We start from the raw sequence: 21,042 nt of genomic DNA, 5'->3' as shown, positions 1-21,042 counted from the left end.
ATTGCTGTTGCTACCATTATACCCCTCATAAAAAGCACGCAAGAAATTAATGGATTGTTTGATAGATTCTTTTAGCTGTGGATTATCTTTATCAATCAAAATATTATTTAAGAAATTAGTAATTTTACCATCTGCAGTTCCTTCGCCCTCTCCCTTATTGATTGCATTGAGAATGTTATTAAGTTGTGTGATGATAGTATTCAAAGTAGCTTGTGTTGATGAGCCATCTTCTTTTTCGATAGTTACCCCATAATCTGCTTCCAAAATATCATCGATAATTTGAGGGAGATATGTATTAATCAAAGTCGTGTAATCACTGCTTGTGTTGAGACTACCATTCATAGGATAAGTATTTGAGATTCTCTCTTGTCTCACCCAAGAGTAATTGTAATTACTAGCAGTTATATTTGGATGCCATGCCTTTACCCTGCCATCAAACCCCATATCATTTGATACTGCATCATAAGCAGTAAAATTCACTTTGCCATTGTAATAACCATTTGTTTCTGGCGTCACATAGTAACCAGTATAGCCCGAACGAATACCCTCAATCAAACCTTTAGCCGTATAATACATTCTATCACTTTGGGCATTATTTCCATCTCTAACATAACCATATCCCGTATCTATATCAGGACGATTATAAGTTGGGTTTGTTGCCTTATTATTATAAAAAATATTGATATTACTTATAGAGCTACCAAGACCATTCATTTGATGATAAAAACTATGGACTTTGTCGCGACTATCCCCATTGAAATCTCTCAAAAGTGCCGGCATTAGTTTTGAATTTTCGGTGAAATAAAGAGAAGCATTGCTAATAGAATTACCCGATCCAAGCCATGGAACAAAACCAGCAACCAATGGATTTGCACTACCAATTCCATAACCTGTAACCACATCTGTGCGTAAAGTCCCGATTTTATTTAAAATCACATTATTAATATTTGTGCTAGAACCATTACTTGCATTTTCAATTCTCCCTGCAAATCCACCTACATACAATGTTGCTCCAATACTTTGATTAGAATACACAAACACTTGCTTAATATTATTCAAAACAACATTGTTAATGCTAATGTTTCCATTATTGCTAATCACGCCTGCAAATCCGCCCATATAGCCCATATCATTTGATCCACTATTTGGGCTGTTGTAATTTATAGTTCCTTTTATATTAATGTTATTGAGTGTAACATTCTCGATAGTTCCACCATTGATTTGCCCTGCAAAAGCACCAAAATGTAATACATCTGCACTATTTGCTGTAATATTTGCATTGATTGTATCAATAGTTAGATTTTTGATAGTGCCTCCACCGATTTTGTTAAACACACCAGCGATAGTTATACCGCCATTGTTTGAAGCGTCATCATTATTAAGCGTGATATTAGACATTTTATAGCCATTACCATTGAAGATTTTATTAAACCCTGCACCTTGCGGTTTGCCAACAGAAACAAAATCGGGACTATTTTTGAAATCAAGATTGCTGATTAATTTAAATTCATTTATGCTTCTTGTTTGTCCCTTATTTTCATTCCAAGCATTTGCAAAATCATTCCAACCCCCTGTGCCACCAATGGTAATGATACGATCAACATAATAACTCCCTGTTCCAAATTGTGATCCATCAATACTATAATCTTTTGTAATCCAATCCTTGTGCCCATTAGTTTTAAAAGTGCTCATTGCCATTTGGACTGTAATTTTAGGTGTAGAATTGAGAACATCATTAGTTCCTGTAAGCCGAATATTTTTCTTATTTGCAACACCCTCAACATCCAAAAAGATTTCACTTCCTATTATATGCAAATTACCAGTATTATTGTATTTTCCTTGGACATCTTTGGTGCCATTTGAGGTTAGATTCCTCACTACATTACCTACTAGCATAATATTATTTGCATTAATAGTCCCCATATTGATAACATTGCCCTTCAAGCTACCACGACTAAACACAGGGGAGAAATACACTGCATTTTGATCGCCATTTTGTTTGGCTTCATTTACAAATTTAGTGAGTGCTTTATCCAAACTTGAAGTAGAAGCGACAAACCGACCTACATTATTGACCTTCCCACCCTCTCCTATCAACACTCCACTTGGATTGACTAGATAGATATTATTGCCATTGCCATTGAGAGTTCCTAATATCTTAGAGGCTTTGTTGGAATAATCAAGATTCAAAAAGGCTTTGCCACTTCCGTTAAAATTTACCCTTTCTCCATTATTAATATTAAATCCACCACCCCACGCAATTACATGGTTTCTGTTATTTCCTGTGATATCCATTGTATTGGTCTTGCCATCAACTTTGATATTTCCGCTTCCGTGGATAAATTTACCCCCAGCAGGTAAAGCCGCTAAGTTTTGAGACAATAACACACTAGCGATGATAGAAATACCGATTTTACTAATGGTTTTGGAATCTTTTTGGGATTCTTGAATCTTCTTTGGATTCTTAGTAAGTTTTTGGGGTTTTGAGTTTTTGAGAGTTTTTAAAGAGTTAGTTAAAGGCTTATTTGCCCCCCCCCCCCATACTACGACAGAATTAGGATTGTTTGACATTTTATCTCCTTTATAAGATATTTAAATTTATAAAATAAAGAAAAGTCTTTTTATTTATAAATTCATAAAGAGAATTATACTACTAAATTGAGATAAAATTGATGAAATAAAAATAAAATAATTATAACAAAATTATATAAATGATTTAGTAAAAGTTAAATAATAATTTAATCTTTATAATTAGGCTTGATGATTAGCTTCATCATCCAGATATTACACCAACCAAAAAGGGCTAAGAAATAAAAGGCTTTTCGCACTTCAAAATAAGATTCTCCATCTACGAAAAAATAAGAAAAACAAAAGATAATCAAACAATTCACAAGCAAAAGCAAAAGATTTAAAAATTCATAGAATCCAATGAGATATTTTCGCTTCAAACAAAGAAACCCAACCATCAATAACCCTACTATCAACAAAGCAAAATCAATATAATCCGCTGTGGATTTCATAGGGGAAGTAATAGCAAAACCAAACAAAGTTACAATCATTACATTAATATTTGGTTGCATTAATTGCAAAATTTTGCCTATTTTGGTGCTTTTGTCAAAGTTGAGTTTGAAAAAGTAAATAATAAAGGGAAAAACCACAAAAAACAAATAAAAACTATAATCCATTACCATTTGGTAAAAGCTCTTATCAAAAGCATTCTCATTTGTCGCAAATTTCAAAGAATCCTCTAGCGAAAAAATATCATAATAGGTTCTTTGCAACACAAAAAGTTCATAATACAAAAAAGTGCCAAAAACACACAATGCGACAAAAATCATCGCACTATATAATTTGGGTAAATGGCTAGAATAAATCCTCACCATATTAAAAACACTCACTATCACTCCACAGAGCAAAAAGGTAACCCCTGTGCAAAAATAGATTCCAAATGGCTGTGTTACTAATCGAAACATTTGCTTGAAATCATTCACAACTCCACTTAAAAATAAAGTTAGAATCGTAAAAAATGCCAATATAAAATACAAAGATGAAAAAACTAAATGTGGTAAAGTGATTTTTTTCAATTTATTTCCTTATGGATTTCTAATAAAATAACTATCAACGCCATCGGCAATTCCCTTGGCAATGTTTTTTTGGAATTTGGTTTGTGAGAGTCTTTTGCCCTCTTTGGGGTGTGTGATATATCCCACTTCTAACAAAACTGATGGCATTACCGCCCCTGCTAAAACCCAAAAAGGACCTTCCCTCACACCGCCATCGACAATTTTATATTCTTTCCTTAGAGAGCTTAACATTCCATATTGAATATCAATTGCTAAACGATTAGAAGCGATGATCCTTTGGGTGTTTAGCGTATTTAAAAAAGATTGTTTAGAAAAATAATTCATCGCTTCAATATCATCTTTGTTTTCCAAAGCTGCGACTTTCTTTGCCCTCTCGCTCCTTGCTGTGGAGAGAAAATAACTCTCTACCCCTTCTAGCTCATCTTTGTTGTCCATAATAGCATTAGCATGGATTGAAATAAATAAATCTGCATTTTTATTGTTGGCAAACTTCGTCCTATCTCGCAAGCCTACAAATTTATCACTACTGCGTGTCATATAGACTTTGTATCCTCTCTCTTTGAGATTGTCCCTCAAATACAATCCAATCTTTAAAACTACATTTTTTTCACAAGTTTTATTGACACCCACTGCACCACAATCTTTGCCACCATGTCCGGGATCTATTACGATAATTTTGTCGTTTGTATTGATTTTTGAATTTTTGGAAGTATCTTTGCCAAAAAGCATAGGGATAGAAATGTTATTTGTATTTGGAAAAGTAAAACTTGCTTGTTTTTGCGAGACTGCTAGGGCTATTTCAAGTTTTTTGGGCGTTTGTATCACCAAACGCACTTTGGTGGGGGAATTTTGTGCGATTTTGATTTTTGTCCCTTGTATTTCAAATGATTTTGCACTCCCCATAAGAGAGGCTTGTATATCATACACATAACGCAATTCTTGTTTATTTTCTAATACAAACTTTTTGAAGTGATTTTTAGTGATTGTTTGATTGAATCTCAAAGTAATTCCATTTTGCGTTTGTTTGATAGAGAGTATTTCCAAACCTCCCCCCATCAACAAACTACAAAAAAAGCAAACTACAACAACAAATCTCATCATTTGGTTAGTTCATCAAGGATTTCTTTAACGCTTTGGATTTTTTCAATCCTATAACCATTTGCACCTGTAAAGTATAAGCCTTTGATAGGATCTCCTAAATACCCATCGCCCAAACCATCTGCGATGCAATATCCTACCTTTTTTGCCTCCTCGCCTCTATGGCAAGGTGCGACACAATTACTAATACAAGCGATTTTTGGTTTTCTCCCCTCGCGTAATTCCCTAATCACGCCGGTAACAATCGCCCTTGCAGGATAACCCACTGGGGATTTAATCAACTCTATATCTTCTTTTTTGATTTTTGGCATTAGCTCATTATAATACCTTGCATCACATTCACTAGCCCCCAAGAATCGAGTTCCCATTTGCACACCACTTGCCCCTAACTTTATCATTTTGTCAATATCTGCTCTATCCCAAATCCCACCTGCTGCGATAATAGGAATCTCTCCCCACTTTTTGCTTTCTTCTAAAACTTCAGGGACAATACTCTCTAGCTGGTATTCTGGCTTGAAACAATCCTCATAACTCACCCCTTGATGTCCTCCACTCAAAGGACCCTCTACAATAACCGCATCGGGCATTCTTTTGTATCTTCCCTCCCAACGCTTGCAAAGTATTTTTAAAGCCTTTGCCGATGAAACAATGGGAATAAGTGCGACATTTGGGAAATTACTTGTAAATTCGGGCATATTTGTAGGCAATCCTGCACCCGTGATAATCATATTTGCCCCTGCCTCACACGCATCACGGACAACTCTCCCATACTCATTAATAGCATACAAAATATTTGCACCAAGAGGATTTTCTCCGCAGATTTTTCTTGCATTTTTAAAAATTTCTAACAAAGATTCTTTGGAATAGAAATTAATCGTATCAAAAGGGCGATTTTTTATCACTCTTTGGACAAAAGCACTATTTTTATAATATCCAGTCCCAACACAAGAAATTATCCCTAATGCACCATTTTTGGAGACATTTCCCGCTAGATTATCCCAGCTAATCCCAACTCCCATTCCACCTTGAAAAATCGGGAGAGGTATTGTGTATTTTCCTATTTTGAGAGGTTTTAATTCTAATTTATATGGCATAATTTCCCTTTTTTATTTAATCAATATACGCGCAAATTTACGCTTCCCAGCTTGTATAACATATTCTCCAGCTTCTAAATTTAGCTTTGTATCAGTTAATCTTTCGCCATTGATTTTTACTCCACCTTGTTTAATGAGCCGCAAAGCTTCCGAGCTAGAAGTGCTTAAGGCACATTCATTCATCAATTGTGCAATCCAGATTCCAGCATTTTTTTCAAAAGTTGGCATATCACTTGGCAATTCATCTTTGCTAAAAACCTTGATAAATTCCTCTCTTGCAGCTTCTGCACTTTCTTTATTGTAATAGCGAGTAATGATTTCTAAGGCTAGGTTTTCTTTGACTGCTTTTGGGTGCAAACTTCCCTTTTCTACCCCCTCTTTAAGCTCTGCAATTTCTTGCAAACTTTTGGTGCTCAAAAGCTCATAATAACGCCACATCAAACTATCAGAAATACTCAATAATCGCCCAAACATTTCTTTTGGTTCTTGTGTAATTCCCACATAATTACCCAAACTTTTACTCATTTTATTGACGCCATCTAAGCCCTCTAATAAAGGCACCATTACTACTGATTGTTCTTTGGACATACCATAAGCTCTTTGTAGATGCCTACCCATTAGCAAATTAAACTTCTGATCTGTCCCTCCGCATTCAATATCACAATCCAAAGCCACAGAATCATACCCCTGCAACAAAGGATAAAAAAACTCTACAATGCTAATAGGACTTTGTGCTTTAAACCGTTTCTCAAAATCATCTCTCTCAAGCATTCTTGCGACTGAAAATTTGGCAGAAAGCTCAATCATTCCACGCGTTCCAAGCTCATCAAGCCATTTTGAATTAAACACAATCTCCATTTTAGAAGAATCCAATACCTTTGTAACTTGCTCTTGATAAGTCTTCGCATTAGCCAAAACTTGCTCTTTGCTCAATGGTTTTCTTGTCTCACTTTTGCCTGATGGATCACCAATCATCCCTGTAAAATCACCGATTAGAAAATAAACCCTACCTCCATATTTTTGAAAGGTAGCTAGTTTTTGCAAAAGCACTGTATGTCCCAAATGCAAATCTGGTGCAGTTGGATCAAATCCCGCTTTGACTTTGAAGGTTTTTCCTTCTTTGAAATAATCGCTTACTAACTTTTTAATATAATCCAAACCTATAATTTCTTGTGTTCCTCTTTGGATTTCTTCTAAAGCCAACTCTATTTGCTTTTCTACACTCATCTATTCTCCTTAATTTGCATATGCGTCTTTAAAAGCGCTAATATCAATGATTTTATAATTATTTCCAAGCAATGCTCTAAGCTCCTTCACATCTGAAATATGTGTTTCAAAACGCACCTCACAATGGGTTGCATAAGTGCTTTTTTGAGAACCAAGCTCGACACCTAGCACATTAATATCGCATTTTGCCAAAAATTGCAAGAAATTTGCCAAAACTCCTCTTTGATTCTCCAAAGCAACGATAAGTTTATAAGTCTGCAATCTATCGCCAAGCCAATTTACATAAAGCATTTTTACACCTTTTTGAATCTCCAAATACGCCCTATCACAAAGCTTATGATGCACAAATGCTTTAGAACCACTTTTAAATGCAATAATAGAATCTCCAAATTTGGGGTGGCAGCAATAATCAAAAACAGCTTGATTGATTGTGTGGTTAGTTTGAATGACTAAATTATCAAAATACAATTCTTTGAGTTTTAAAATTCGGATTTTAATTTGCGTTAGAAATCCCGCTTTTTGTTTATAATAATTTTTAATCCGATTTTTAATATCTTTCAAAAAAGCAATATCGGTTGTTGCTTTGTAAATGGATTCTTCTAGTCCATTTTCTTTTACAAACATTTCGATTTCTTCTGCACTTTTTTCAAAAATAGTCGCAATGATATTAATCGCACTTTTTTTCTCAATTTCTTTAATCCTTGAAGCACAATTCATTTTAATTTGACTTTTGGCTCTTGAAGTTTTGACTGCATCTATCCACGAACAACGCAAAATCGTCTCTTTTGCAGTGATGATTTTTACAATATCACCACTTTTTAGAGTGGTTAGTAGAGAAGTTTTTTGATTATTCACATAAGCTTCTTTTGCGCGATTCCCCACTTCTGTATGCACCGCATAAGCAAAATCCAACACCACCGCACCAATGGGCAAAGAATAATTATCCCCATCGGGTGAAAAAACAACAATATCTTCCCGATAAAGATCGTTTTTTACAAGTTCATAAAACTCTTCTACTGAATTATTTTGAAATTGTAATTTATTGAGCCAATCAAGGCTCGGACCACTATTGCCACCGATTTTATACTTCCAATGTGCAGCAATTCCATACTCTGCACTTCTGTGCATATCTTCTGTGCGGATTTGCACTTCAAAAATAGCCGAATCATCAAAAAGGGTGCTATGGATTGTCTGATAGCCATTTTCTTTTGGCAAGGCAATATAATCTTTAAACCGCGACATAATAGGCTTAAAACGCAAGTGCAAAATTCCAAGCACTTTATAACAATCCAAATCATTTTTAACAATCACTCTAATAGCAAGCAAATCCAAAACTTCTTCGATAGAAATGCCTTTGCGTTGCATTTTGAGATAAATTGAATAATGCCGCTTCACTCGGCTTTCTAAATGGAAATCTCCCTCTGGCACACCACTTTGGATAAGGCTTTTTTTGACCTTTTGCATAAACGCATTAAGTTTTAATTGAATTGTTTGCTTATGGTTTAAAAAATAATCTTCTATTTTGCGGTAATCTTGTGGAAAAATATAAAAAAAACTTCTATCTTCTAGCTCATTTTTTAAGCTTGAGATTCCTAGTCTATGTGCAATTGGAGCATAAACTACCAAAGTTTCTTCAGAGATTCTGCGTTGTTTATTTGGAGGCAAGGCACCAAGTGTTAGCATATTATGCAATCTATCGCACAATTTGACTACCAAAACCCGCACATCTTTTACTGAAGTAATTAACATCTTTCGGAAACTCAAAGCCGCTACAACAAGCTTCTCATTAGAATGTGAAGCGGGCAATTCCTCTGCTCTAATGGCAACGATTTTGGTTAATCCATCTACCAAAGAAGCAACATCATCGCCATAATCTCTTCTTACTTCATCAAGCGTGTATTGCGTATCTTCTACCACATCATGCAAAAGTGCTGCACACACCATTACTTCATCGCCACCAAAATGGGCTACAATGCAAGAAACAAGCAATGGATGCACGATATAAGGCTCTCCACTGCGTCTTTTTTGCTCTTTGTGTGCTTGTGTAGCAAAAGCAATGGCTGCTTCTATATTTGGTGTTATCTCCACCATACTATAAAGCAATTCTGTGGCTTTTTGCGGACTATTAATTGCAGCAACTTTGTCTAAAAACTTCACATTCTACCCTAAACAATCACATAGAATCTAAAAGATTCTTAGCCTTGCAAATCCTCCACTTTTTCTAATCCGATTTTCCCCTCGGCTACTTCTAGCAATGCAATATCGGCAAGCTTATCTGTCTTGACATTTTTATTGACAAGTGGTTTTGCACCCCTACTTAGCTCATCAATTCTTGCAAAAAGAATATTAGATAATAAATATCTATCAAAATTTACTTTTTCTAAAGCCTTAGAAGCGATTTGTTCTGTTCTCATTCTCTATCCTTTAATTAATTTGAAACTTTGGAATAAATAGCATTTTCCTCATTTTTAAGGATTGCTAGAAGATTCCCTTTTTTAAACATATTACACACCACAATAGGCAACGCATTATCTTTTGCTAAAGCAATCGCAGTATCGTCCATCACTTTAATATTATCCCTAAGTGCTTGCTCATAGCTAATTTGCTTAAGCATTATTGCATCAGAATATTTTGCTGGATCCTTATCATACACACCATCAACTTTTGTTGCTTTGATAATCATTTCTGCTTCAATCTCAACTGCTCTCAAAGTCGCTGCGGTATCTGTGGTAAAAAATGGATTCCCTGTCCCTGCGACAAAAATCACCACTCGTCCCTTTTCAAAATGACGCATTGCACGACGATTGATATATGTTTCGCACACTTCTTTGATTTCTAATGCGCTTTGCACTCTCACATCAAGCCCGTGATATTCCAATGCCTCTTGCATTGCTACTCCATTAATCACAGTTGCAAGCATACCCATATAATCGCCGCTTGTCCGCCTAATGATGCCACCTTTTGATGCACTCACACCTCGTATAAAATTCCCTCCACCAATGACAATTCCTACTTCAATTCCATTATCTACAAGTGTTTTTAATTCCATTGCAATATAATCCAGGATTCCACTCTCAATCCCAAAGCCACTCTCTCCAGCCAAAGCCTCACCAGAAAACTTTATCAAAATTCTTCTTGCCATAAAAACCTCACAATTTAGCACTTGAAATTTTTTATTATATTCAAAAGATACTTACGATTAAGTAAAGAATTTGAGGAATCTACCAAATTTCATCATTCTTTTGTTGTAATTTTTCCATTTGTTGTAATTGCAACTCATAAGCCTTATTAAGATTTTGGTATGAATTTTGCCCTTTTTGGCTTTTGTCTTTTGGTAAATCTTTGCGGTTGTAAAATTCCTCAAAATGCTTAATATGTTCCTTTGTGCCATTGTGTTGCATTTGCAAATTATCCAAATTTTTTTGACGCAACTGCTCACTTAGATTCTCTATGTGTTGTTTTAATGCACTTTTTTTTGGAGTTTCTATTTTCTCTTTATCGTCGCTCAAAGAATTAGCATTAGGAATAAAACTTTGTGTTTCTTTGGTGTTATTAGATTCTTTATTTTCTAATGGTTTTTCACAGCCCAAAAAAACTATCAAGCATAAAACAATTATCCTATAACCCATCCATTCACTCTTAAAAATTAATTTTGGATTTATAGCATATTTTGTTAAGATTGCAAATAAATTTTAATCCCAAACTATCAATTTTGCTTAAGGTAGAAAATGAAAAATTTATTTTTTGATACTAAGATTCTTGATTCTCGTGCAACACAAGATTTTTTACTCCCTTCTGAAATTTTAATGGAAAATGCTGCTAGAGGTATGGCAGAATTTATTTGTTCTCAATTTGATAAGCACTCCAAAATCCTTTTAGTTTGCGGCAGTGGTGATAATGGTGCAGATTGTCTAGCGTTGGCTAGAATGTTGGCTGGCAAATACTCTTTGGGGATATTTTTGCCCCTAGGGATTAAAAGCTCCCTATGCCAACTCCAATATGAACGCCTAAAAAAAGTCTCTCTTTGCTGCGAGATTGAATTTCTATCCACCCTTGATAATTCCACTCTTGCACAATTCAATCTCATCATCGATGGAATCTTTGGTATCGGATTTAAAGGGCAGCTTGCAGATGAATTAAAATCCCTTATTGCATTACTCAATCAATCTTGTGCAACAAAAATTGCTTGTGATATTCCAAGTGGAATTGACAAAAGCGGGAATCCTTGTATCTTAGATGATAAAGCATTTGCCTTCAAAGCAGATTTTACCCTTACAATGGGGGCTTTAAAAACTGCACTTTTTAGCGATTTAGCAAAGGATTTTGTAGGGGAAATCCACTGCATAGAGCTTGGCATTAGCCAACAAATTTTTAGCACAGATTCTTCTTTTAGGCTTTTAGAATCTCAAGATTTCAAAGCCCCAACAAGAAAGCTGCAAAACTGCAATAAGGGTAGTTTTGGACATTTAAGTATTTTTGGTGGCGAAAAAAGCGGTGCTAGCATCTTAGCTGCCCTTAGCGGATTTAAAATAGGCGCGGGACTAGTTAGTATCATTAGTCAAACTCCACCTTCAAACTTTCCTTATGAGATTATGCACTCTTGCTTTATCCCATCAAACACAACTGCTATTTTGCTGGGAATGGGCTTTGGCAAAGAAACCCCATTGCCTTTGGAATCTCTCCAAAATTTCAAAGAAATTCCGCTTTTATTAGATGCAGATATTTTTTATCACAAAGATTTTCAAAATCTCACACAAAATTTTAAACATCTTATCCTAACTCCGCACCCAAAAGAATTTCAAACGATTTTAAAAACGCTTTGTCATCAAGAAATTTCTACTCAAGAAATCCAAAAGAATCGCATTTCTCTTGCACTAGAATTTTCACAAAAATACCCCAACATTACGCTCATCTTAAAAGGTGCTAATAGCATTATTGCAAAAAATGGAGAAATTTTCATCAATCCTTTGGGGAGTAATGCTCTTGCAAAAGGAGGGAGTGGCGATGTTTTAGCAGGGATGATTGGGGGCTTTTTGGCTCAAAGCTATTCTCCTTTAGAATCTTGCATTCAAGGAACTTTAGCCCACAGCCTTTGTGCAAACAATTTTTGTAAAAAAAATGCAGATTTCTCTCTAAGCCCCCTTGATTTAATTACACAAATTCGCTATCTTTAATATAAATTTTAAAATTTACAAGGATATTTATGAACAATGATGCTTTAATAATCGGAAATCAAAGCTTTAAAAGTCGCCTTATTGTAGGTAGTGGAAAATACCCTGATTTTAAAACTACCTATGAAGCTACTCTTGCTTCTGAAGCTGAAATGATCACCGTTGCAGTGCGTCGGGTGAATATCACTAATCCAAATGAAGAGAATCTTTTGGATTATTTTAAGAATACTCAAATACAATTTCTCCCAAACTCCGCTGGTTGCACTAATGCTAATGAGGCTATTACGCTTTTTAGGCTAACTAGGGAAGCAACCGGGATTGATTTTATTAAACTTGAAATTATTGGAGATACCCAAAAAACTCTTTATCCTGATGTTTTAGAAACACTCAAAGCTTGTGAAACCTTAGCCAAAGATGGCTTTGTGGTATTAGCTTATAGCAACGATGATCCTGTAATGGCAAAACATTTAGAAAACGCTGGTGCAAGTGCTGTTATGCCACTTGCTGCCCCTATTGGAAGCGGACTTGGTATCCAAAACCGCTATAATATAGCATTTATCAAATCTGCTATCAAGATTCCTGTGATTGTTGATGCTGGTGTTGGTTGTGCTTCTGATGCGGCAATTGCAATGGAGCTTGGTGCTGATGGTGTGCTAACTAATACTGCTATTGCTCAAGCTAAAAATCCTATTTTAATGGCACAAGCAATGGCACAAGCAGTGAGGGCTGGGAGAGCAAGTTATCTAGCAGGAAGAATCCCCAAAAAGCCTTATGCAACGGCTAGCTCTCCAACTGATGGGCTTTTAGAATTTTAAGAGGCGTTTTTGCAAGGTTTCATATTGCACACACATAAAGTGCGTGAAGAAGATTTGCTTGTTAGAATCCTAACTTCTAATCACATTCACACACTTTATAGATTCTATGGGGCTAGGCATAGCATTATTCATTTGGGGAATAAAATTGACTTTATCATCGAGCAAGATTTGCGAGAAATTGGCAAACTAAGAGAGCCTATGCATTTGGGCTTTGCTTGGGAGAGAGAACCTAATAAACGCTACTATTGGCAACAATACCTAAAATTACTCAATCAACATTTACATGATATTAATCATATTGATTCCTTTTATTTTAAACACTTAGAGGAAGGTGCTAAACGTCTCCACAAAGAAGAATCTAAGCGGTGCATTTTGAATCTTTATGCACAATTACTCAATTTTGAAGGCAGGAAAAATCCACTCTCTACTTGTATAATATGCGAGAAAGAAACTTCTGATGAAATCGCAATTAGTCGCGGTATTATTTGTGGGCATAAATCTTGCATTCAAGGTGAAACCTTCCAAAAATCTCACATCGCACAATGGCTAAACTTGCAAGGAGAGTTTTTGGAGGATTTGGAGGTTGAAAAATTATGGAATATTTTAATGCTTGGTTTATAAGCTAAATCAAAGGCGATAAAATTGTAATGCAAAATAATACCCTTACTAAAAAGGTTCAAACAATGATGGATTTAAAGATATTAGACTTTATTAGACAAAATCATTTGCTTTCTTTGAGCACCATAGATGATGATGGCGTGTATGTTGCCAATTGCTATTACGCCTTTGATACAGAAAATTTAACCTTTTTAATCAAAAGTGACAAAACTTCAAAGCATATTCAACTTGCACAAAAAAGCCCAAAAATCGGAATCACAATTGCTAAAGATCATCAAAACTTATCTTTGCTTAAAGGACTACAAATCAAAGCTCTTTTTAAAGACGCTTCTTTAATGCAAAAAGAGATTTATTATTCCCATTTCCCTTATGCAAAACTCATCAAAGGGGATATTTTTGCACTAGAAATCCAATGGGCAAAATATACAGACAATAAACTTCTCTTAAACCAAAAACTCTTTTATCAAAAAATTAGTCCATCATAAAATATGTATAATAAAAATTAAAATAAATTTCACTATATTTTCTTATAAAAGCTCTATTTTAAGGCTTTTTAGCTACAATTCAAGCCCCAAAAACTTAATATTAAAGAAAACAACATAAAATATAAGAGGAAAAAATTATGAAAAAAGTTTTATTATTAATGAGCGGCGGCGTGGATTCCAGCTATTGTGCGTATCTACTACAAAAACAAGGTTACAGCGTTTATGGGATTTACCTTAAGCTTCACAACAAAGACGAAAAACATCAATACTACACACAAAATATTCAAAAATGCTCTGAATATCTTAAGATTCCTTATCAAATTGTTGATGAGAGAGAGCTGTTTAAAAAAAGCGTGTATGATTATTTTGTCGAATCTTACAAACAAGGCTTAACACCTAATCCATGCGCAATGTGTAATCCTAATGTAAAATTCCACATTGCTTTTAAACTTGCCAAAGAGTTCAATTGCGATTTTGTTGCAACAGGGCATTATGCACAAATCCAAAATGGCAGAATCGCTCAAGCAGTGGATACACATAAGGATCAAAGCTATTTTCTTTTTGGTTTAAAGCAAGAATGGATTGATAGAATTATTTTTCCACTTGGAGACAAAAAAAAAGAAGAAATCAAACCCATTGCACTAAAGGAACTTCCTTGGCTTGGCACACTAGAGACTTATAAAGATTCTCAAGAAATTTGCTTTGTTGAAAATTCATACATTGATATTTTGCAAAAACACTACAACACCAACAAAACAGGAGATGTGCTAGATAGCAAAGGCAATAAAATTGGCACACACAAAGGCTATATGCAATACACCATAGGAAAACGCAAAGGCTTTACAATCAAAGGTGCGCTTACTCCACATTATGTGCTAAAAATCAATCCCAAAGAAAATACTATCATTGTGGGAGACAAAGAAGAATTAGCTACCACACAAGTTCAAGCTCTCAATCTCTCTTTGCCACAAGAATGGTTTGAAGACAAAAGGCAAATAGATTGTGAAGTCAAAATACGCTACAAAAGCCACAAGATTCCAGCTAAAATTAGCCTAGAAAACAAAAACAACCAAAACATTATCACAGCACACCTCAAAGAAGCTGCTTATGGAGTAGCAAACGGACAAGCCCTAGTATTATATGAAGGGAATCAGGTTTTAGGTGGTGGATTTATTGGCACTTTTTAATCAAATTTTAAACTAAATAAATATTATAATGCCCTTGCATTTCTTGCATAAAAGGGCATTTTTCAAAGCTTTCTATTATTTCTTTTTTGGAATTTTTATCTCCGTTTTTCTTCAAACCAAACAACCCACACAAACTTTTTGTTTAAACAATATTAGATATAATTGTGCCATCAAAATAGCAAAAGGGTAAATTATGTTTGATTATGCTAAATATGAAAATGCAACACAAAAAGAAATAATACATGCTTTAAATCTAACACAAAGAAAATCAGAAAAGTTAAACCAGCAATTAAAAGAGAATAGAGAGATTTTTAAATTTTTGCAAAAAAAATTAAAAGAATCTTTTAGTTCTAAAAAAAACAAAAAGAATAATATTCCAAATAGTAAAACAATTAATGCCTTAAACAATAATACAAGTATAGGGGTTTTTAATGATTTTGATGAAGCTAAAAAAGCCTTAATGAGTGATGAATGATGAGAAAAATTGACATTAAAAACACTTTCAAAAAAGATTATAGACAAGTCTTGAAACAAGGTTGGAGTGAAAATGCTATTGATGAAGTGATTAAACAACTTGCAAACGATGATATTTTAAATCCACAATTAAAACCACATCCATTAGGTGGAGATTATAAAAATTATATGGAATGCCATATTTTTAGCGATTTGATAATAATATATCAAAGAGATAAAGAAATTTTAAGTCTTTATCGCATAGGAAGACACCAAGACTTATTTAAAGGCTATTAATCATCACAAATACTAATTTTTGCATTTTGTATCTCTTTAGCTCTTTTATCTATAAAACCTCTTAAACTCATCTGCATCTATTCTTAGCTCTATTACAAAATCATTTTTTCTAAACTTTTTTATAAAAAATGGGTAGTTTTTACACCTTTTTGGAGAAATACAAAAATACTTTCTTTTTTTCTTTGCTTTGAAAGTTTCTACCTGTATAATCTATACATAAAATACAAGGGGGACTTTCAAAGATGAAAAACAGAATCGCAGTCGCAACAGACTTCTCAAAAAAAAGTCTTATGGCACTTACAAAGGCAATCTATCTTGCAAAAAAATTCCAATGTTCTTTAGATGTTTTGCATATTGTGGAATATTCAATCTTCCACAACCCCAAAAAAGACAAAAAAGCAGGCAAAGAAGCTCTAGCAAAATTCATTGAAGATAATTTTCCAAACCTAGAAATAGAAATGCGACAATTTTGCTATGTTGGCACTATCCATAAAGAAATCAATAAACACATCAAAGAATACAAATGCCAAATCTTATGTGTAGGTGCCACAGGAGAGACACAGCATTTGACAGATATTTTGCTTGGCTCTGTTACCAAACAAATCATCAAAAAATCATCTATTCCCGTCCTTGTTGCCAAAAACGAAAGTTTGCCAGATTATATCAATATTTTCTCTCCGACAGATTTTAGCGATTCTTCTGTCAAAATTGCAAAAATTGCAAAAAGAATCTTTCCAGAGGCTCACTTGATTTTCTATCATATGATTAATCGCCCTTTTGAGATTCGATTAGGGCATTATGGTGCTGATGATGAACAAATTACAAATTTCAACCAAAATGCCGAAAACAAAGCCAAAGAAATAGCCAAAAAATTCTTAAAAAACTTCCAAGGTAGCAAAAAAGAAATGATATTAGATAGTGGCATTCTCTCTTATACTCGCCTCTTAAGCGTCGCAGAAAGCAAAAATGCTTCATTAATTGCACTGCCTACAAGTGGCAAAATTAGCTTTTTTGCATTGGATGTTTTAGAAAACTCCAAAATAGATGTTTTGATTTGGAAATTTTAACCACCCTCCAATGAATAACCTCTCTCCCCCTCTTTTTTTCAGCAAAAAAGAGAGGCTGGTTTTTTTGCTCTTTTTAATTGCTATCTTAAGTTGCACCCTAAGCTACAAATATTATCAATTCCACACCCTAAAATCCCAAAAATCCGCCAAAATTGAAGCTAATGTGCTTTTGCAATACACAAAAATGCGAGGAGATAAAAGCTATTATGTCCTAAAACTCCAAAGCAATTTTGGAGCTTTTTATACTACTTCGTGGGAAGACTTAAAGAATCTCAAAAACAAAAGAATCTCTTTAAACATTATTTTAAAGCAAGTTAGTTTTGTAGATTTTCTAAAAGGCTTTTATGCACCAAGTTTTAACCTTTCGCTTTTGCAAGGGGAGAATTTTAGAAAGCCCCTTAGGGATTTTATTTTAAGCCAACACCAAACACAATTAATGGGAGAATACTATCTTTCGCTTTTTTTATCAGATCCTTTACCACTTCCTTGGAGGGATCTTGCTCAAAGCTATGGAATTGCACATATTTTTGCCATATCTGGTTACCATACAGGAATCCTAAGTGCCATAGGATTTTTCATCTTAGGATTAATCTATTCGCCTCTGCATAAGCGTTATTTTCCATACCGCAATCGCTATTTTGATTTGGGAATGCTAGTTTTATTATTGCTTATTGTTTATTATTTTTTACTCACACAATCCCCTTCCTACCTTAGGGCTTTAGCAATGTCTTGTGTAGCATTTTTCCTAATTTTTAAAGGATTAGATATTTTAAAATTAGAATCCTTTTTTTGGAGTATTGGAATTTTACTTAGCTTTTTTCCCTCCCTCATCTTTTCAGTTGGCTTTTATTTCTCATCTTTTGGAGTTTTATATATTTTGCTATTTTTCAAATATTTTAAGATTCCACGCACATTATTTCAAAAATTACTTTATGGATTTTTTCTCAATGTCTTTACATTTTTTCTTATGGGGGTTATTGTTTATTACTTTTTTCCTCCATTTTCTCCCCTTTCCCTCACTTCTTTGATTTTCACTCCACTTTTTACTCTTTATTATCCTTTGATTTTATTAGCACATTTTTTTGGCTTTGGTGGATTATTAGACTTGCTACTCTTGTGGTGGGTTAATATTGATACGCACACTATCACCTTACAACCAAATTTATTTTTCTTTTTATTTTGTAATTTCTTAACCCTCCTAGCAATTTTCTATCGCTACGCATTTTATACGCTTTTTGGAGTGAATTTGATTTATTATATCTATGGAATCTATCTTTTTGCAAAAACTCCATAATCTAGCCCATCTTATGCCACCATTACACGCTCAATACTCATCAATTACCCATCTACTCAATATTTCCAAAACACACCAAAATTTACATTTGGTTTTTTTATGAAAATCAGTTAAAATTCTACATTATTTTTTATTTTCAAAGGAATCTTGTGAATCAATTCATTGCAAAAGTTAGCAAAGGCATTTTTGCGATTCTGCCTTTTTTGTTGCTTTTTTGGATTTTTTCTTTTGTTTATAAGTTTTGTGCAGCGATTTTTTACTCTATTTTTGGCATTACTAATTCTAATTTATTTATCACGCTTTTAATCTTTGCTATTAGCCTTATTTTGTTGTATTATATCGGGCATTTGGTAGATAAAAATAAGGAATTTTTGCTCATTAGAATCACAGAAATCATTATCGGCAAGATTCCTGTTGTAAAAAGCATTTATTCTGGAATCAAAGAAGTCTTACACATATTTTCTGGCAAAAATAAAGAAGGTTATTTGGGTGTAGCTTATGTCAATGTTGGAGAAATGGAGCTAATGGGCTTTATCACCAAAGAAGAAGGGGAATATTATTGGGTTTTTGTCCCAACAACGCCAAATCCTACTTCTGGCTTTATTCTAAGAATCCACCAAAAAAATATTAAAATGTCAGATTTATCTGTAAGCGATGGATTTAAAAAAATCATATCACTAGGAGTCAAATAATGTTTGCAAAAATCAAAGATTTTAGCGAACTTGTCATGTTTCAACACAGCATTTTTTCTATGCCTTTTATTTTTATTGCAATGCTTACTGCAGCAAATGGCTGGTTTGGCTGGAAACTCTTTGCATTTGGGGTGATTGCAAGCATTAGTGCTAGAAATTTTGCAATGGCATTCAATCGTTATGCAGATAGAAAATTTGATAGCACCAATCCACGCACCAAAAATCGCCCAAGTGTTGATGGTAGAATCTCCCCTTTTGCAATGCTTGTTTTTATTTTGATTAATGCTATTGTATTTATTTTTATGGGGTGGTTAATCAATCCTTTGTGTTTCTATCTCTCCGTGCCTATTTTATTGATTTTAGCTAGCTATTCTTTAATGAAGCGATTTACTTCAGCAGCCCATTTGGTTTTGGGGTTATCACTTGGATTAGCACCAATTGCTGGGGTAGCTGCAGTGAGTGGAGAGATTCCATTGTGGAGTGTATGGCTATGCTGTGGTGTGCTATTTTGGGTAGCAGGCTTTGATTTACTTTATTCTTTGCAAGATATAGAACACGACAAAAAAGAAGGATTGCATTCTGTGCCGAGAGTTTTTGGGATTCAAAATACACTTTGGATTTCACGCCTTTTTCATCTTTTAACATTGATTTTTTGGGGACTTTTTATCATGCAATCCAATCGAGGATTCTTAATGTGGTTTGGATTAATCATAGCTGTTTTTGCCCTTGCCTATGAACATTTTTTGGTTTCAAAAAACTTTCACAATATTCCAAAAGCATTCTTTGTTGTTAATGGTTATCTTGGGATTGTATTTTTTGGATTTTGTTTATTAGATTTAATATTCACAAAATAATATGGGATTAGAGAATATGGAAAATTTTGAAAAAAGCCGCTTAATTAACACCGCCTTGCAAATCCAATACCAAAAAGCCCATGATAATGCTGAAGAATTTGCCATAGAATTTAATAAACTTACCCAAAGCGATGAAGATCCAATAGGAGAATGGTTGCGTTTAATGCGTGCCAAAAAAGGAAATTTAGATAGCGAGAATACAATTATTTTGGAGCTTTTAGTAGAAATTTATCGCAAAATAGAAATCCTAGAGCACAAAATACAAGGCGAAACTAAGTCGTATATTCCTTTATCCAACAAAGATATTATTACTACTATTGGGCATAATTGCTTTGCACTAAAAGATTCCAAATTGCAAGAAAATGCACTTTATTATGGCAGAGTAGAATTGCCCACTTTCCCAACTAGAATCATACCTATTTATTTTATTTTTCATACTAATTTAGCTATTATCGAAAAAATCCATGGGCGAGATGAAACAGAATGGGATAGCTATGTCGCTTCCAAAGAAAGAGCATTAATACGTTTGATGAAATCCAACAATAAAGAGGCTAACCATGAATAACGAAAATATGATACTTTGGATTGGGGGAGGAATCGCTCTTGTTTTTATTTTGCTAATTATCTATTTGTATCTAAAAGATTATGAAAGTGCAAGGAAGGCTAGACGCTATGAAAATTCTATCGAGGATTTAAACAAAGAGATTTATCGTCTCCAAAAAAAATTCAAAGAACAAGAAAACGACTTAGAAAAATTCAAGCAATCCTTTAAGCAACAAATTTATCAAGAAACTCGCCTTGAGATGAAAAATCTCATTGATTCTAACCTTTATGCCCAGATTTCCCCCATCAAAACACACCTTTCCTCCCTTAGAGAAAAATACGAAGAATACCAAGATAACATAGACAATAAAATCATCGCCCTAGAAGAAAGAATCAAAGAATTTGCCTATACACCAAGTAATCCAAATAACATTGATGAAGGGCGTATTATCTCTATGTATAAAGATGGATGGAGTGTAGATTCTATTGCCAAAGAATTACGCATCGGCAAAGGCGAAGTTGAATTTACACTCAAATTTGCTAATTTGGATTAAAGGAAATTT

22 protein-coding genes are annotated in these 21,042 nt (G+C 34.1%); 13 read left to right on the top strand and 9 right to left on the bottom strand.

Annotated elements, in window-relative coordinates; translation table 11 throughout:
* The 9 genes from JJQ98_RS08205 to JJQ98_RS08165 form a co-directional block, all read right to left on the bottom strand.
* Positions 1-2,571 (bottom strand): hypothetical protein (locus JJQ98_RS08205; RefSeq protein ID WP_210670812.1); only part of this gene is annotated, 2,571 nt, incomplete at its 3' end.
* Between the two features lie 167 nt (positions 2,572-2,738).
* Complete coding sequence (locus tag JJQ98_RS08200; protein ID WP_060663216.1) at positions 2,739-3,584, bottom strand: hypothetical protein; 846 nt, start codon at positions 3,582-3,584, stop codon at positions 2,739-2,741.
* Positions 3,585-3,593: 9 nt separating this feature from the next.
* Entirely contained in the window at positions 3,594-4,685 is a 1,092-nt protein-coding gene (locus JJQ98_RS08195; RefSeq protein ID WP_005022727.1) for an N-acetylmuramoyl-L-alanine amidase family protein, read from the bottom strand.
* Entirely contained in the window at positions 4,682-5,776 is a 1,095-nt protein-coding gene (locus JJQ98_RS08190; protein ID WP_005022726.1) for a nitronate monooxygenase, read from the bottom strand. Before JJQ98_RS08190 ends, JJQ98_RS08195 begins: the two co-directional genes overlap by 4 nt.
* Positions 5,777-5,788: 12 nt before the next feature.
* Positions 5,789-7,003, bottom strand: a complete 1,215-nt coding sequence (gene tyrS / locus JJQ98_RS08185) for a tyrosine--tRNA ligase (protein WP_054197530.1) — start codon at positions 7,001-7,003, stop codon at positions 5,789-5,791.
* A 9-nt stretch (positions 7,004-7,012) separates the two neighbouring features.
* Positions 7,013-9,160, bottom strand: coding sequence for a RelA/SpoT family protein (locus JJQ98_RS08180; protein WP_005022723.1), 2,148 nt, complete (start codon positions 9,158-9,160; stop codon positions 7,013-7,015).
* 38 nt (positions 9,161-9,198) lie between these two features.
* Positions 9,199-9,417 (bottom strand): DNA-directed RNA polymerase subunit omega, encoded by a 219-nt coding sequence (locus JJQ98_RS08175; protein WP_005022722.1) that lies wholly within the window; start codon positions 9,415-9,417, stop codon positions 9,199-9,201.
* Between the two features lie 14 nt (positions 9,418-9,431).
* On the bottom strand, positions 9,432-10,145 hold the full coding sequence (gene pyrH, locus JJQ98_RS08170; RefSeq protein ID WP_005022719.1) for a UMP kinase: 714 nt from the start codon (positions 10,143-10,145) through the stop codon (positions 9,432-9,434).
* Positions 10,146-10,224: 79 nt separating this feature from the next.
* A complete protein-coding gene (locus tag JJQ98_RS08165; RefSeq protein ID WP_060663214.1) occupies positions 10,225-10,632 on the bottom strand; it encodes a hypothetical protein in 408 nt (135 codons plus the stop codon).
* A gap of 99 nt (positions 10,633-10,731) precedes the next feature.
* On the opposite strand from JJQ98_RS08165, the gene JJQ98_RS08160 reads away from it, so the two are divergent.
* The 13 genes from JJQ98_RS08160 to JJQ98_RS08100 all read left to right on the top strand — a co-directional run bounded on the left by JJQ98_RS08160 (position 10,732) and on the right by JJQ98_RS08100 (position 21,033).
* Positions 10,732-12,177 carry an NAD(P)H-hydrate dehydratase gene (locus JJQ98_RS08160; RefSeq protein ID WP_151105169.1) on the top strand — a complete coding sequence of 482 codons (1,446 nt, stop codon included), beginning with the start codon at positions 10,732-10,734 and terminating at the stop codon, positions 12,175-12,177.
* A gap of 29 nt (positions 12,178-12,206) precedes the next feature.
* Positions 12,207-12,989, top strand: coding sequence for a thiazole synthase (locus JJQ98_RS08155; protein ID WP_151105168.1), 783 nt, complete (start codon positions 12,207-12,209; stop codon positions 12,987-12,989).
* A gap of 9 nt (positions 12,990-12,998) precedes the next feature.
* Positions 12,999-13,610, top strand: a complete 612-nt coding sequence (recO, locus tag JJQ98_RS08150) for a recombination protein RecO (protein ID WP_054197525.1) — start codon at positions 12,999-13,001, stop codon at positions 13,608-13,610.
* Positions 13,611-13,675: 65 nt separating this feature from the next.
* A complete protein-coding gene (locus tag JJQ98_RS08145; protein WP_005022710.1) occupies positions 13,676-14,092 on the top strand; it encodes a pyridoxamine 5'-phosphate oxidase family protein in 417 nt (138 codons plus the stop codon).
* Positions 14,093-14,229: 137 nt separating this feature from the next.
* Positions 14,230-15,279, top strand: coding sequence for a tRNA 2-thiouridine(34) synthase MnmA (gene mnmA / locus JJQ98_RS08140; RefSeq protein ID WP_151105167.1), 1,050 nt, complete (start codon positions 14,230-14,232; stop codon positions 15,277-15,279).
* Between the two features lie 193 nt (positions 15,280-15,472).
* Positions 15,473-15,754: a hypothetical protein gene (locus JJQ98_RS08135; protein WP_054197524.1), complete on the top strand. Its 282-nt coding sequence runs from the start codon at positions 15,473-15,475 to the stop codon at positions 15,752-15,754.
* Complete coding sequence (locus JJQ98_RS08130; protein ID WP_247596727.1) at positions 15,751-16,029, top strand: type II toxin-antitoxin system RelE/ParE family toxin; 279 nt, start codon at positions 15,751-15,753, stop codon at positions 16,027-16,029. The genes JJQ98_RS08135 and JJQ98_RS08130 overlap by 4 nt, the downstream gene beginning before the upstream one ends.
* A gap of 242 nt (positions 16,030-16,271) precedes the next feature.
* Positions 16,272-17,096, top strand: coding sequence for a universal stress protein (locus tag JJQ98_RS08125; protein WP_060661704.1), 825 nt, complete (start codon positions 16,272-16,274; stop codon positions 17,094-17,096).
* Between the two features lie 64 nt (positions 17,097-17,160).
* Entirely contained in the window at positions 17,161-18,390 is a 1,230-nt protein-coding gene (locus tag JJQ98_RS08120; RefSeq protein WP_151105166.1) for a ComEC/Rec2 family competence protein, read from the top strand.
* A gap of 149 nt (positions 18,391-18,539) precedes the next feature.
* Entirely contained in the window at positions 18,540-19,082 is a 543-nt protein-coding gene (locus tag JJQ98_RS08115; protein ID WP_005022703.1) for a DUF502 domain-containing protein, read from the top strand.
* Positions 19,082-19,936, top strand: coding sequence for a menaquinone biosynthesis prenyltransferase MqnP (mqnP, locus tag JJQ98_RS08110; RefSeq protein WP_005022702.1), 855 nt, complete (start codon positions 19,082-19,084; stop codon positions 19,934-19,936). The genes JJQ98_RS08115 and mqnP overlap by 1 nt, the downstream gene beginning before the upstream one ends.
* Before the next feature lie 16 nt (positions 19,937-19,952).
* The gene (locus JJQ98_RS08105; RefSeq protein WP_151105165.1) at positions 19,953-20,501 is read left to right on the top strand and encodes a hypothetical protein; all 549 of its coding nucleotides are present in this window, start codon (positions 19,953-19,955) and stop codon (positions 20,499-20,501) included.
* Entirely contained in the window at positions 20,494-21,033 is a 540-nt protein-coding gene (locus JJQ98_RS08100; protein ID WP_134043641.1) for a DUF6115 domain-containing protein, read from the top strand. The genes JJQ98_RS08105 and JJQ98_RS08100 overlap by 8 nt, the downstream gene beginning before the upstream one ends.
* Positions 21,034-21,042: the final 9 nt, after the last annotated feature.

The organism is Helicobacter pullorum NCTC 12824, assembly GCF_017979475.1.
Taxonomy (GTDB): Bacteria; Campylobacterota; Campylobacteria; order Campylobacterales; family Helicobacteraceae; genus Helicobacter_D; species Helicobacter_D pullorum.
This window is presented reverse-complemented; position numbering and strand designations above follow the sequence as displayed.